The organism is Pseudomonas sp. NFX183 (assembly GCF_047943075.1).
Lineage (GTDB): Bacteria > Pseudomonadota > Gammaproteobacteria > Pseudomonadales > Pseudomonadaceae > Aquipseudomonas.
In genome coordinates, this window is the sequence record NZ_CP181333.1 from 1,687,712 (window position 1) to 1,701,418 (window position 13,707).

At 61.2% G+C, this 13,707-nt stretch carries 16 protein-coding genes and 1 pseudogene; 14 read left to right on the top strand and 3 right to left on the bottom strand.

The genetic code is table 11. The features are described 5' to 3' along the window. Positions 1-133: 133 nt before the first annotated feature. From phaZ to ACM530_RS07910, 3 genes are all read left to right on the top strand, one after another. Positions 134-979, top strand: a complete 846-nt coding sequence (gene phaZ / locus ACM530_RS07900; protein ID WP_106577519.1) for a poly(3-hydroxyalkanoate) depolymerase — start codon at positions 134-136, stop codon at positions 977-979. Positions 980-1,067: 88 nt separating this feature from the next. Next, complete coding sequence (gene phaC / locus ACM530_RS07905) at positions 1,068-2,750, top strand: class II poly(R)-hydroxyalkanoic acid synthase (protein WP_262207982.1); 1,683 nt, start codon at positions 1,068-1,070, stop codon at positions 2,748-2,750. 27 nt (positions 2,751-2,777) lie between these two features. Next, positions 2,778-3,398: a TetR/AcrR family transcriptional regulator gene (locus ACM530_RS07910; protein ID WP_145159967.1), complete on the top strand. Its 621-nt coding sequence runs from the start codon at positions 2,778-2,780 to the stop codon at positions 3,396-3,398. A 112-nt stretch (positions 3,399-3,510) separates the two neighbouring features. On the opposite strand, the gene ACM530_RS07915 is transcribed toward ACM530_RS07910, so the two are convergent. The 3 genes from ACM530_RS07915 to ACM530_RS07925 form a co-directional block, all read right to left on the bottom strand. Beyond that, on the bottom strand, positions 3,511-4,494 hold the full coding sequence (locus tag ACM530_RS07915) for a phasin family protein (protein ID WP_242198793.1): 984 nt from the start codon (positions 4,492-4,494) through the stop codon (positions 3,511-3,513). 12 nt (positions 4,495-4,506) lie between these two features. Continuing rightward, entirely contained in the window at positions 4,507-4,929 is a 423-nt protein-coding gene (locus ACM530_RS07920) for a phasin family protein (RefSeq protein ID WP_416364545.1), read from the bottom strand. Between the two features lie 105 nt (positions 4,930-5,034). Continuing rightward, positions 5,035-5,310, bottom strand: a complete 276-nt coding sequence (locus ACM530_RS07925; RefSeq protein WP_416364546.1) for a polyhydroxyalkanoic acid system family protein — start codon at positions 5,308-5,310, stop codon at positions 5,035-5,037. A gap of 145 nt (positions 5,311-5,455) precedes the next feature. Here ACM530_RS07925 and ubiE point away from each other — a divergent pair, with 145 nt between their 5' ends. The 11 genes and pseudogenes from ubiE to ACM530_RS07980 all read left to right on the top strand — a co-directional run bounded on the left by ubiE (position 5,456) and on the right by ACM530_RS07980 (position 13,668). Next, on the top strand, positions 5,456-6,226 hold the full coding sequence (gene ubiE, locus ACM530_RS07930; RefSeq protein ID WP_106577513.1) for a bifunctional demethylmenaquinone methyltransferase/2-methoxy-6-polyprenyl-1,4-benzoquinol methylase UbiE: 771 nt from the start codon (positions 5,456-5,458) through the stop codon (positions 6,224-6,226). After that, positions 6,226-6,849, top strand: a complete 624-nt coding sequence (locus ACM530_RS07935; protein WP_145159959.1) for a ubiquinone biosynthesis accessory factor UbiJ — start codon at positions 6,226-6,228, stop codon at positions 6,847-6,849. Before ubiE ends, ACM530_RS07935 begins: the two co-directional genes overlap by 1 nt. After that, positions 6,846-8,450, top strand: coding sequence for a ubiquinone biosynthesis regulatory protein kinase UbiB (gene ubiB / locus ACM530_RS07940; RefSeq protein WP_416364547.1), 1,605 nt, complete (start codon positions 6,846-6,848; stop codon positions 8,448-8,450). The genes ACM530_RS07935 and ubiB overlap by 4 nt, the downstream gene beginning before the upstream one ends. Positions 8,451-8,491: 41 nt before the next feature. After that, a complete protein-coding gene (gene hisI / locus ACM530_RS07945) occupies positions 8,492-8,884 on the top strand; it encodes a phosphoribosyl-AMP cyclohydrolase (protein WP_012721796.1) in 393 nt (130 codons plus the stop codon). A gap of 2 nt (positions 8,885-8,886) precedes the next feature. Further along, the gene (locus tag ACM530_RS07950; protein ID WP_049710425.1) at positions 8,887-9,219 is read left to right on the top strand and encodes a phosphoribosyl-ATP diphosphatase; all 333 of its coding nucleotides are present in this window, start codon (positions 8,887-8,889) and stop codon (positions 9,217-9,219) included. Positions 9,220-9,244: 25 nt separating this feature from the next. Continuing rightward, a complete protein-coding gene (locus ACM530_RS07955) occupies positions 9,245-9,535 on the top strand; it encodes a twin-arginine translocase TatA/TatE family subunit (protein ID WP_106577509.1) in 291 nt (96 codons plus the stop codon). Positions 9,536-9,545: 10 nt separating this feature from the next. Beyond that, entirely contained in the window at positions 9,546-9,983 is a 438-nt protein-coding gene (gene tatB, locus ACM530_RS07960; RefSeq protein ID WP_416364548.1) for a Sec-independent protein translocase protein TatB, read from the top strand. After that, on the top strand, positions 9,980-10,771 hold the full coding sequence (gene tatC, locus ACM530_RS07965) for a twin-arginine translocase subunit TatC (RefSeq protein ID WP_106577507.1): 792 nt from the start codon (positions 9,980-9,982) through the stop codon (positions 10,769-10,771). The genes tatB and tatC overlap by 4 nt, the downstream gene beginning before the upstream one ends. Continuing rightward, positions 10,768-11,475 carry a 16S rRNA (uracil(1498)-N(3))-methyltransferase gene (locus ACM530_RS07970; RefSeq protein ID WP_416364549.1) on the top strand — a complete coding sequence of 236 codons (708 nt, stop codon included), beginning with the start codon at positions 10,768-10,770 and terminating at the stop codon, positions 11,473-11,475. The genes tatC and ACM530_RS07970 overlap by 4 nt, the downstream gene beginning before the upstream one ends. A 276-nt stretch (positions 11,476-11,751) precedes the next feature. Beyond that, a pseudogene (locus tag ACM530_RS07975) lies at positions 11,752-12,783 on the top strand (methyl-accepting chemotaxis protein); the annotation flags it as partial. Positions 12,784-12,954: 171 nt separating this feature from the next. Further along, positions 12,955-13,668 carry a methyl-accepting chemotaxis protein gene (locus tag ACM530_RS07980; protein WP_410017213.1) on the top strand — a complete coding sequence of 238 codons (714 nt, stop codon included), beginning with the start codon at positions 12,955-12,957 and terminating at the stop codon, positions 13,666-13,668. Positions 13,669-13,707: the final 39 nt, after the last annotated feature.

The window sequence follows — 13,707 nt, forward strand, 5'->3', positions numbered from 1 at the left end:
TGGGAGCTGGCTTGCCTGCGATGGCATCCACTCGGTAGGCCTGATACACCGCAGCGCCTGCATCGCAGGCAAGCCAGCTCCCACATTGACCGTGTTCCCGCAGGGAAATAGCGCCATTTTGCAGGGTAAGCCCATGCCGCAACCGTTCATCTTCCGTACCATCGACCTGGATGGCCAAGCCATCCGCACGGCGGTACGCCCGGGCAAGCCTCACTTGACGCCGTTGCTGATTTTCAACGGCATCGGCGCCAACCTTGAGCTGGTGTTTCCGTTCGTCCAGGCGCTGGACCCGGACCTGGAAGTGATCGCCTTCGATGTGCCCGGCGTCGGTGGTTCCTCGACGCCGAGTCGGCCCTATCGCTTTCCTGGCCTGGCCAAACTCACCGCGCGCATGCTCGATTACCTCGACTACGGCCAAGTGAATGCCGTGGGTGTGTCCTGGGGCGGCGCGCTCGCGCAGCAGTTCGCCTATGACTACCCGGAGCGCTGCAAAAAACTCATCCTCGCCGCCACCGCTGCCGGTGCATTTATGGTGCCGGGCAAGCCCAAGGTGCTGTGGCTGATGGCAAGCCCACGGCGCTATATCCAACCATCCCACGTGGTGCGCATCGCGCCGATGATTTATGGCGGCTCGTTCCGGCGTGACGCGAAACTGGCCGCCGAGCACGCCAGCAAAGTGCGCTCGGCCGGCAAGCTCGGCTATTACTGGCAGCTGTTCGCCGGGCTGGGCTGGACCAGCATTCACTGGCTGCACAAGATCCGCCAACCCACGCTGGTGCTGGCGGGCGACGACGACCCGCTGATTCCGCTGATCAATATGCGCATGCTGGCCTGGCGGATTCCCAACGCGCAGTTGCACATCATCGATGACGGCCACCTGTTCCTGATCACCCGGGCCGAAGCCGTGGCGCCGATCATCATGAAGTTTCTCGAAGAGGAGCGCCTGCGGGCCGTGATTCACCCGCGACCGGCCGTGTAAGGACCGCACTGCCGCGCAACTTGCCGAGAACCGACTATGGTTCTGAATTGGCGTGCCCGTTGTTGCCTTGACGAAGGAGTGTTGGCTCATGCGAGAAAGACCCGTGACGAACCCGGCGCCCACCCCTGCCGTGTTCATCAACGCGCAAAATGCAATCACCGGCCTGCGCGGTCGGGATTTGCTGGCGACCCTGCGCAGCGTCGCCGCCCACGGCTTGCGCAACCCGGTGCACACCGCGCGCCACGCCCTGGCGCTGAGTGGTCAGCTGGGCCGCGTGCTGCTGGGCGAAACCGTGCATGAGCCCAACCCCAACGACGCGCGCTTCATTGACCCGACCTGGAAGCTCAACCCGTTGTACCGCCGCAGCCTGCAAGCCTATTTGAGCTGGCAGAAACAAACCCGCCACTGGATCGACGACAGCACCCTCAACCCTGACGATCGCGCCCGCGCGCACTTTGCGTTCTCGCTGCTCAACGATGCGGTGTCGCCCTCCAACACCTTGCTCAACCCATTGGCCGTCAAGGAACTGCTCAACTCCGGCGGCAACAGCGTGGTGCGCGGCGTGAGCAACCTGGTTGATGATTTGCTGCACAACAACGGCCTGCCCCGCCAGGTCAGCAAGCATGCGTTCGAAGTCGGCAAGACCGTGGCGACCACACCCGGCTCGGTGGTGTTTCGCAACGAGCTGCTGGAGCTGATCCAGTACAAACCCATGAGCGAAAAACAGTACGCCAAGCCGCTGCTGATCGTGCCGCCGCAAATCAACAAGTACTACATTTTTGACCTCAGCCCAGCCAACAGCTTTGTGCAGTACGCACTGAAAAACGGCCTGCAGACGTTTATGGTCAGCTGGCGCAACCCGGATGTGCGTCACCGTGAATGGGGCCTGTCCACCTACGTCGCCGCGCTGGAGGAAGCGCTGAACGTGTGCCGCGCGATTACCGGGGCCCGCGAAGTCAACCTGATGGGCGCCTGCGCGGGTGGCCTGACCATCGCCGCACTGCAAGGCCATCTGCAAGCCAAGCGCCAGTTGCGACGCATCTCCAGCGCCAGTTACCTGGTGAGCCTGCTGGACAGCCAGATCGACAGCCCCGCCACTCTGTTCGCCGATGAGCAGACCCTGGAAGCCGCCAAGCGCCGTTCCTACCAGCAAGGTGTGCTCGACGGCCGGGACATGGCCAAGGTGTTTGCCTGGATGCGCCCCAACGACCTGATCTGGAACTACTGGATCAACAATTACCTGCTGGGCAAGGAGCCGCCGGCGTTCGACATCCTGTACTGGAACAACGACAACACGCGCCTGCCTGCCGCGCTGCATGGCGACTTGCTGGACTTCTTCAAGCACAACCCGTTGAGCCATCCCGGTGGCCTGGAGGTGTGCGGCACGCCTATCGATTTGCAGAAGGTCACGGTGGACAGCTTCAGCGTGGCTGGCATCAACGACCACATCACGCCGTGGGATGCGGTGTATCGCTCCACGCAATTGCTGGGCGGTGAGCGGCGCTTCGTGCTGTCCAACAGCGGGCACGTGCAGAGCATCCTCAACCCGCCGGGCAACCCCAAGGCCAATTACGTCGAAAATCTCAAGCTGAGCAGCGACCCGCGTGCCTGGTACTACGACGCCCACCACGTCGAAGGCAGCTGGTGGCCGCAGTGGCTGGAGTGGATTCAACAACGCTCCGGCGTGCAGCGCGAAACCCTGACCGCCCTGGGCAACCAGAATTACCCACCGATGGAAGCGGCGCCGGGCACTTACGTGCATGTGCGCTGAGCTCAACGATCACATTAAGAAGACTGGATGAAGACCCGCGACCGTATCCTTGAATGTGCCTTGCAGTTGTTCAACCACAAGGGCGAACCGAACGTGTCGACCATGGAGGTAGCCAATGAAATGGGGATCAGCCCCGGCAACCTCTACTACCACTTCCATGGCAAGGAGCCGTTGGTGCTCGGGCTGTTCGAGCGCTTTCAGAATGAACTGGCGCCGCTGCTTGACCCGCCGGCGGACGCGCAGCTCAGCGCCGAGGATTACTGGCTGTTCCTGCACTTGATCGTCGAGCGCATGGCCCATTACCGGTTCCTGTTTCAGGACCTGTCAAACCTGGCGGGGCGCCTGCCAAAGCTGGCCAAGGGCATTCGCACCTTGCTCACGGCGCTCAAGCGTACGCTGGCGTCGCTGCTTGCGCGCTTGAAGGCGGCGGGGCAGTTGGTCAGTGATACCCAGGCACTGGGGCAATTGGTGGAGCAGATCACCCTGACGCTGCTGTTTTCGCTGGACTACCAGCGCATCCTCGACCGAGAAGGCGAAGTGCGCGTGGTGGTGTACCAGATCATGATGCTGGTGGCGCCGCATCTGTTGTTGCCGGCGCGACAGGCGACCGAGAAGTTTGCCCTGAAATATCTGGATGATCTGGATTGAAAATGTGGGAGCGGGCTTGCCCGCTCCCACATTGGAACTATGTGGGTCATAAGATCGCCAATAAAAAACGCCCGACCTTCACAGGCCGGGCGTTTTTTGTGCCCTGAAAAAATCAGGACTGACTGGATGGCGTCGGGGTTGCCGGCGATGCAGTCGGGGCAGTAGCAGCGTGCGTCGGTGCGGACACCGAGTTGGCTGTCGAAGCGGTCGGCGCCGGCGTTGCAGGCTTGGCCGCAACCGCTGGTTTTGCCGCTGCTGGTTTTTTCGCTACAGCAGGCTTCTTGGCGGCGGCTGGTTTTGCCGCTGGCTTGGCCGCCACAGCTTTGGCAGCCGGTTTTGCCGCGGCTGGCTTGGCTGCAGATTTCGCGGCAGGCTTGGCAGCGGGTTTTGCAGCAGCCGTTTTAGCCGCAGGTTTCGCAGCCGCCTTGGCAGCAGGTTTAGCCGCTGGCTTGGCAGTTGCTTTAGCGGCCACGGGTTTAGCAGCAGACTTGGCGGCAGGTTTAGCAGCGGCTGTTTTAGCGGCAGGCTTGGCAGCCGGTTTAGCCGCGGCTTTGGCTGGAGCCTTGGCCGCAGGTTTGGCAGCGGGTTTAGCCGCCGCTTTAACCAGAGGCTTGGCTGCAGCTTTCGCAGCAGGTTTTGCCGCAGCCGTTTTAGCGGCAGGCTTGGCAGCTGGTTTGGCCGCTGCGGTTTTAGCCGGGGCCACTTTTGCGCCCGTGAGCTTTTCGATTTGACGGGTCAGCGTATCGACTTTGCCGTGCAGCGTCTTCAGCTCAGCTTTGCTCGGCACGCCCAGTCGCGAAATGGCACTGTTAAGGCGCTTGTCGAAAGTTTCTTCCAACTTGCCCCACGTGTCAGAAATGCTCGACTTGGCAGAACCCGCACTCGCCTTTGCCGCTTCTACTTTCTTACCGACTGTAGTCTTGGTCAACTTCTCGGCCTTTTCGCCGTCCTTGACCAAAGTCTCGAAGTACTTACCGCCGTCACTGCTAACCTTCGAGTACACGCCTAAACCAGCAAGCCAGATCTTACGGGAATATTTTTCAACTTCCCCGATCCACGAGCTGCCTTCTTTCTGAGTAGTCTTTTTAACAGCCATCCCGATGTCTCCTTAGTGTTTACGCGCGACACGTTCTAGCAATGCCGTCAGCTCTTCGAGCTTAGCAGAGAGTGTCTCAACGTCATGTTTAGACGCAATGCCGATCCGATTCAAGGCACTGGCAACACGCGTGTCAAAAGCTTTTTCAACTTTATCCAGTTGAACTTCAACCAAACCTTTGACGCTTGAGACATTACTCTTTACTTGATCAATCTGACTGTTGGCAGCATCAAGTTGTTCAACGACAACTTTTTTACCTTTACTTTCAACATGTTGACCAGTCTTAACCAGCTCTTTGAAGTACTCGCTGCCTTCACTGCCGACCTTGGCGTAGGCACCAAGACCTGCCAGCCAGATCTTGCGGGCGTAGCTTTTAACGTCACTCAGGGCGGTGGGCTGAATGTCGATTTTTTTCTTCAAAATAACTTTGGCCATGGTGCACCTCACGCAAATCAGGGTCGAGGAACGGCCCACAGGAGTTGAGGGCTTGGGCACAAAGTAGGGTGAAAAATTAGAATCGGCACCCTAAGCGCACTCGAATCAGGCCAGCGCCTTATCCACGGCTTTCTCGATTTCGGATTTGATAGTGCCACTCATGGCTGACATCAACAGGCCGAGTTCCACATCAATGCGCAGCGAGTCATCCGCCACAAGTACCGTGCCTTTAACCCCGGACCGTTTGAGCATCAGGGTGTCGCCAGACCACGAGGGCTCAAGGCCATATTGCTCTTTGAGTTTGTGCGCCAACTTCTCGGCCTTCGCCCGCGCGCCTTCTTTACCCAGGGAATGTGCACGCTCTACGGTAATACGGGCCATTGCAATGACTCCTCTTTATAACGACTCAGAACACCGGCCATGCGGCAAAAGGTCTCGGTGACCGTCTATCTTACCTTCAGCCTTGCCAAGACAAAGCAAGCCTTGGGGATTATCATGTCCCGCATTCTCTTTTGGTGACAGCGATATGACTGATCAGCGCAAAGGCAGCGATGCCGAACCCACCACTCACTTCGGCTTCAAGAACGTTCCGGAAAGCCAGAAAGCGGAAAAAGTCGCTGAGGTGTTCCACTCCGTAGCCGCCAAGTACGACCTGATGAACGACGTGCTGTCGGGCGGCATGCACCGCCTGTGGAAGCGCTTCACTATCGAGTTGTCGGGTGTACGCACCGGCAACCGCGTGCTGGACATTGCCGGCGGTACGGGCGACCTGGCCGCCAAGTTCTCCAAGCTCGTCGGCCCGACCGGCCAGGTGGTGCTGGCGGATATCAACGGTTCGATGCTCAAGGTTGGCCGTGATCGCCTGCTGGATAAAGGCGTGGCCGGCAACATCGAATTCGTCCAGGCCGACGCTGAAAAGCTGCCGTTCCCGGATAACCATTTCGACTGCGTGACCATCGCCTTCGGCCTGCGCAACGTGACCCACAAAGAAGACGCCATCCGCTCGATGCTGCGAGTGCTCAAGCCGGGTGGCCGCCTGCTGGTGCTGGAGTTCTCCAAGCCGACCAACGCGCTGATGTCCAAGGTCTACGACACCTACTCGTTCGCCTTCATGCCGTTGATGGGCAAGCTGATCACCAATGACGCCGAGAGCTACCGCTACCTGGCCGAATCGATCCGCATGCACCCCGACCAGGAAACGCTGAAGTCGATGATGGTAGACGCCGGTTTCGACCGCGTGACCTACCACAACATGACCTCGGGCATCGTCGCCCTGCACCGCGGCATCAAACCCTGATGCTGTTCGCAGGCCTTCTCGCCAGCGTTGAACACGGCCTCAACCGTGTGCTGCGCCTGGACAGCACCGCCCTGGCGCGGCTCGCGCACTTGAACGGCAAAATCATTGCCGTCGACTGCACGAGCCCCGCCTTGCAGCTGTTTATCCTGCCCAGCGATGAAGGCGTGCTGCTCGCGACCCAATGGGCCGCCGAAGCCGACTGCACCCTGCGTGCGCCCGCCTCGAGCCTGTTGCACCTGGCGCTGAGCCGCAACAAGACCGCCATCCTCCACGGCCCCGACGTGGAACTGGAAGGCGACAGCGCGGTGCTGATGGACCTGGCCGCTGTGCTGCAAGACCTGGAACTGGACTGGGAATACGAGCTGTCACGCTGGATCGGCCCCGTGGCCACTCAGTTGATCAGCGGGCACCTGCGCAGCCGCTCGCGCTGGTACCAGCAAGGGTTCGCCGCCCTCAACCAGAACCTTGCCGAATACCTGAGCGAAGAATCGCGCACCCTGGTCGGAGAACGGGAAGCGCAAGCGCGCTTTCGCGAACTCGACAAGGCCAAAATCGACCTGGAACGCCTCGAGGCGCGCGTTGAGCGCCTGAGCCGTTCCCTTGATCCAAGCGATAACGCATGAAGCTGCTCGCCGTCCGCCGTCTGTTTCGTATCCAGCGCGTCGTAATCCGCTACCGCCTCGATGACCTGCTGTTCGCCCTGCCCTTGCCGTGGTTTCTGCTGGCGGTGCGCTATGTGCTGCCATGGCGCTGGCTCCCGCGCAGACCGCTGGAGCTGAGTCGTGGCGCGCGCCTGCGCCTGGCGTTGCAGGATTTGGGGCCGATTTTTATCAAGTTCGGGCAGATCCTCTCCACCCGCCGCGACCTGTTGCCCGAAGACATCGCCGACGAGTTGATGCTGCTGCAGGACCGCGTGCCGCCGTTTGATTCCCAACAGTCGATGAAGCTGATCGAAGAGCAGTTGGGCAAAAAAATCAGCGAAGTATTCAGGCGTTTCGACGTCGACCCGCTGGCCTCGGCCTCGGTCGCACAAGTGCACGCCGCGCAGCTCAAGACTGGCGAAGAAGTGGTGGTGAAGGTGATTCGCCCCGGCCTCAAGCCGATCATTGGCCAGGACCTGGCGTGGCTGTTCATTCTTGCGCGCGCCGCCGAGCGCTTCTCTGCCGACGCACGCCTGCTGCACCCGGTGGACGTGGTCGCCGACTACGAAAAAACTATCTACGACGAACTCGACCTGCTGCGCGAGGCCGCCAACGCCAGCCAGCTCAAGCGCAACTTCGAAGGCTCGCAGCTGCTGTACGTGCCGCAAGTGTATTGGGACTGGTGCCGCCCCAAAGTGCTGGTGATGGAGCGCATCTACGGCGTGCAAGTTACCGACCTCGCCACCCTGGCCGACCAGCGCACCGACATGAAAATGCTCGCCGAGCGCGGCGTGGAGATCTTCTTCACCCAGGTGTTCCGCGACAGCTTTTTCCACGCCGACATGCACCCGGGCAACATCTTCGTCAGCACCGTCAACCCGTGGAGCCCGCAGTACATTGCGATCGACTGCGGCATCGTCGGCAGCCTGACCCCGGAAGACCAGGATTACCTGGCGCGCAACCTGTTCGCCTTCTTCAAGCGTGACTACCGCCGCGTGGCGCAACTGCACATCGATTCGGGCTGGGTGCCGGCAGAAACCAAGCTCAACGAATTCGAAGCGGCCATCCGCACCGTGTGCGAACCGATCTTTGAAAAACCGTTAAAAGATATTTCATTCGGCCAGGTACTGATGCGCCTGTTCCAGACCGCGCGGCGCTTCAATATGGAAGTGCAGCCGCAACTGGTGCTGCTGCAGAAAACCCTGCTCAACATCGAAGGCCTGGGCCGTCAGCTGTACCCGGACCTCGACCTGTGGAACACCGCGCAGCCGTTCCTGGAGCGCTGGATGCGTGAGCGCGTCAGCCCGAAAACCTTGCTGGGCAACCTGCAAAGCCAGGTCGAGCAGCTGCCGCACCTGGCCAACATGACGCGCGACCTGCTCGAGCGCATGTCCCAGCCCCACGCCAAAGACCCCGCGCCGCCCTGGCAGAAGCGCAAGGACGATTGGTTCCTGCGCCTGCTGGGCGCCGCGCACCTGGTCGGCGGCGTAATGCTGGCCATCGGTGGGCCGTTGAACCAACTGGGCCACTGGCCGGCCGGCATCATGGTCGCCGTGGGTGTTTATCTGATCGTGCGTCGATAGCCGATCCGGTTATACACTGTCGCAAATTGCCGGAGCGGAACATGAAAGACTGGCTGGACGAGATCAAATGGGACAGTGACGGCCTGGTGCCGGCCATTGCCCAGGACTACAAGACCGGGCGCGTGCTGATGATGGCCTGGATGAACCGTGAGGCCCTGAGCCTCACTGCCACTGAGCAGCGCGCCATTTACTGGTCACGTTCGCGTGGCAAACTGTGGCGCAAGGGCGAAGAGTCCGGGCACGTGCAAACCCTGCACGAGATGCGCATCGACTGCGACGCCGACGTGGTAATCCTCAAAGTCGAGCAGATCGGCGACATCGCCTGCCACACCGGCCGTCACAGCTGCTTCTATCGCGTGTTCGAGAATGGCGAATGGAAGGTGGTCGAACCGGTGCTCAAAGACCCGCACGCCATTTACTCGGCAGGACACTAGACATGAGCGATACCCTCAACCGCGTGGCCCAGGTGCTGGAAGACCGCAAAGGCGCGGACGCCGACAGCTCCTATGTCGCCAGCCTGTACCACAAGGGTTTGAACAAGATTCTGGAAAAACTCGGCGAGGAATCCGTCGAAACCATCATTGCTGCCAAAGACGCACAGATCAGCGGCGACTGCAGCGATGTCATCTACGAAACCGCTGACCTATGGTTCCATAGCCTGGTCATGCTCGCCCAACTGGGGCAGCATCCGCAGGCAGTGCTGGATGAACTGGACCGTCGCTTCGGCTTGTCCGGGCATGCCGAAAAGGCCTCGCGCCCGTCCACCTGAATAACTTTCACAGAGGAATTGCAGCATGGGCATTTTTGACTGGAAACACTGGATCGTCATTCTGGTGGTGGTGGTACTGGTGTTCGGCACCAAGAAACTAAAAAACCTGGGCACTGACGTGGGCGAGTCGATCAAGGGCTTTCGCAAAGCCATGAACGATGACGAAAAGCCAGCCGACCCAGTGGTCAACCCTGTCGTTAACCCAGCGCCGCCGGTCCAGCCTGTGCACCCGCAGGCCACCCAGCCCATCACCGAACGTCGTACCTTCGACGTGCAGGCTGAAAAAGTCCAAGAGCCGACCCGCAAAGACTCGTGAGCACTGACTAATGTTTGGTATCAGCTTCTCTGAACTGCTCCTCGTCGGCCTCGTCGCCCTGCTGGTATTGGGGCCGGAACGCCTGCCCGGTGCCGCGCGCACGGCTGGCCTATGGATCGGGCGCCTGAAACGCAGTTTCAACGCCATCAAACAGGAAGTTGAACGGGAAATCGGCGCCGACGAGATTCGCCGCCAGCTGCACAACGAACATATCCTTTCGCTGGAGCAGGAAGCGCGCAAGATTCTGTCGCCGGTTAATGAACCGAGCAAACCGGCAGAGCCCGTGGCCGAGCACAGCATCGCGCCGCCGCCCGTGGCCGAAGCTGCACCGGTGTTGGAACACACCCCGGCACCCACCGCACCTGCCCCGACAGCGCCAGCGCCAGCGCCGACGCCTGTTGCGTCGCCCGCTCCCCATGACCCTACATTGCCGCCGCGAGCCCCATGAGCGCTGATAAACCGGAAAACGACCAGCACATGCCGCTGGTTTCGCACCTCACCGAGCTGCGTACCCGCCTGCTGCGTTGCGTAGCGGCGATCTTCATCATCTTTGCCGGGCTGTTCGCCTTCACCCAGCAGATCTACACCTTCGTTTCGACACCGCTGCGCCAGTACCTGCCGGCCGGCGCGACGATGATCGCCACCGACGTGTCGTCACCGTTCCTGACGCCGTTGAAGCTGACCATGATGGTTTCGCTGTTCCTGGCGATCCCGGTGATCCTGCACCAGATCTGGGGCTTTATCGCGCCGGGCCTGTACAAGCATGAGAAACGCATCGCGGTGCCATTGCTGGTGTCGAGCATCCTGCTGTTCTACACCGGCATGGCCTTCGCCTATTTCCTGGTGTTCCCGCTGATCTTCAAGTTTTTCGCCGCCGCCACCCCGGCCGGTGTGGAGATGATGACCGACATCACCAGTTACCTCGACTTCGTGATGACGCTGTTCTTCGCCTTTGGCGTGGCCTTTGAAATCCCGGTCGCCGTGGTGCTGCTGGTATGGATCGGCGTGGTTGACGTCAAGTACCTGAAGAAAGTGCGCCCGTACGTGATCATCGGTTGCTTTGTGGTCGGCATGATCCTGACGCCACCGGACATCTTCTCGCAGACCCTGTTGGCTGTGCCGATGTGGATGCTCTTCGAGATCGGCATCCTGTTTGGCAGTTTGATCAGCAAACGTGGCGAGCACCCGGATGACCAACCCGCCGACGACGATCAGCCGCCAGCGACCCAGCCGTGAACCTGCTGCTGCTTGAGGAGGCCGACTTTATCGCGGCCGACCGGGTGATCCTGCGTGATCGGCGCCTGGTGCATATGCAGGATGTCCACCGCGCTGTGGTGGGTGACAACCTGCGTGTGGGGCGCATTGGCGGGCTGATGGGCAACGCCCAACTGCTGCGCCTGGAGCCCGGCGAAGCCGAGCTGCAAGTCAGCTTCGACCTGCAGCCGCCGGCCAAACTGCCGCTGACCCTGCTGCTGGCCCTGCCGCGCCCGAAGATGCTGCGCCGAGTGCTGCAAACCGTCGCAGCCATGGGCGTGCCCAAGGTGGTGCTGGTCAACAGCTACCGCGTGGAGAAGAGCTTCTGGCAAACCCCGTTCCTTGAGCCCGAGGCGATTCGCGAGCAGTTGGTTCTGGGTCTGGAGCAGGCGCGCGATACGGTGCTGCCCGAGATCGTTATCGAAAAGCGCTTCAAGCCGTTCGTCGAAGATCGCCTGCCAGCCATGACCGCAGGCACCCTCGGCCTGATCGGCCACCCCGGCGACTACCCAGCCTGCCCGCGTGCGCTGAATGAACCGGTAACGCTGGCCATCGGCCCGGAAGGTGGCTGGATACCCTACGAAGTGGACCTGCTGACCAAAGCCGGCTTGCAACCCGTGCAGCTCGGCGCACGAATCCTGCGCGTAGAAACCGCCGTGACCGCCCTGCTCGCCCGCCTGTTCTAAACCTCGCCGTTTGCCTGCCCAGCGGGCTTTTTGTGGCGAGCGGGCTTGCCCGCGTTGGGGCGCGAAGCGGCCCCAAAACGGTCAACTGGGTATGCCTGACATACGGCGTTGCTCTGACTGGGGCTGCTGCGCAGCCCAACGCGGGGCAAGCCCGCTCGCCACAAAAAACCTGCCCACCTCAAAACGCGCAACATGATCCATCGCGCCTACAGAATAATCCTGCGCAGCCGATAGCCTCTGAATAAGTCCAAGCCTTGTTCAAAGGGAGTTCGCAGTATGTATCGTTGGTTAGCCGAAAAACTGGGGAATGTGAGCGTCAACCGCAAGCTGAGCATTGGCTTTGGCTTAGTGTTAGTCCTGACGTTGTTGACCACCTTCACCGGCTGGACCGGCCTGGGCGATGTGATCAGTCGCGGTGACAAACTGGGCTTTATCTCCAGCCTCAACGGCCTGACCAAAGACCTGCGCCTGGCACGCCTGGACTTCGAAATGCGTCGCGGCGAACAAGGCACGGATGCGGTCAACAGCCTGCTTACCCAGCTGGACAACGGCCTTAAAACCGCACAAACCCTGATCGAGCAACCCGACGACAAGGCCCTGGTGGAGCAACAACAGGAGGCCTTGAACCAATACAAAAAAGCCTTCGCCACCATGGTCCAGGCCGGCCTGAAGCGCGAAGGCGCGCGCAGCAAGCTCGGCGACACCGCCGACAACGCCGTGGCCAAGACCAATGAGGTCGAGAAGGCGCTGCTGCAAGGTGACAGCGTCACCCAGTTCAACAGCGTGGTCGACTTGAGCAAGCTGATCCAGCAATCACGCTTCCAGGTGCGCGGCTACACCTACAGCGCCAAGACGGAGGCCGAGCAGCCTGCCCTGGATGCCATCGACAACGCCCTGAAGAAAATCACCGAACTGGAAGGCCAATTGCCTGCCCAGTACCAGGCCAACCTGCAAGAAGCCGGCGTGTCGCTGCAAGCCTATCGCACCGCCGTCAGCCAGTACCGCGACTCCCAGGTCGCCAGCGCTGCGGCCCTGAAAATCATGACCGAGCAAGGCGATATCCTGCTGGGCCACAGCGAAAAACTCACCGTCTCGCAAACCGCAGTACGCGATGCCGACGCGGCGCATGCCAAGCAGCTATTGCTGCTGGCCACCGTACTGGCGCTGATCTTCGGCGTGGTCGCCGCCTGGGCCATCACGCGTCAAATCGTCATTCCGCTGAACCAGACCCTCAAAGTCGCTGAGCACGTCGCCTCCGGCGACCTGAGCCACAACCTCAACTCTGCGCGCCAGGACGAGTTGGGGCAGCTGCAACGCGCCACGCAAAGCATGACCGTCGGCCTGCGCGAGCTGATCGGCGGGATCAGCGATGGCGTCACTCAGATCGCCAGCGCCGCCGAGCAACTGTCGGCCGTCACCGAGCAGACCAGCGCGGGGGTCAATAGCCAAAAGGTCGAGACCGACCAGGTGGCCACTGCCATGAATGAAATGGCGGCCACCGTGCAGGAAGTGGCGCGTAACGCCGAGGAAGCCTCTGAAGCCGCCGTGGCCGCTGACCAGCAGGCCCGCGAAGGCGACAAGGTCGTGGGTGAGGCCATCGCCCAGATCGAGCGCCTGGCCACTGAGGTGGGCAATTCCACCGAAGCCATGGGCCATCTGAAGCGCGAAAGCGACAAGATCGGCAGCGTGCTCGACGTGATCAAGTCGGTCGCCCAGCAAACCAATCTGCTGGCGCTTAACGCCGCGATCGAGGCCGCGCGTGCCGGTGAAGCCGGACGTGGCTTTGCCGTGGTCGCCGATGAGGTGCGCAGCCTGGCCCAGCGTACGCAGAAGTCCACTGAAGAGATCGAAGAGCTGATCGTCGGCCTGCAAAGCGGCACCCAGCAGGTGGCCACCATCCTGGACAACAGCCGTGGCCTCACCGACAGCAGCGTCGAGCTGACCCGTCGGGCCGGCAACGCGCTGGGCAATATTACCCGCACGGTCTCGACCATTCAGGCGATGAACTCGCAGATCGCCACCGCCGCCGAGCAGCAGAGTGCCGTGGCCGAAGAGATCAACCGCAGTGTGCTGAATGTGCGCGATGTGTCTGAACAGACCTCTTCGGCCAGTGAGGAAACCGCCGCCTCCAGTGCCGAACTGGCGCGCCTGGGGATTTACTTGCAAACCCTGGTAGGCCGCTTTCGCATCTGAGCCGCCTTGCACGGCGGCCGACCCGAGCCGCCGAATCCA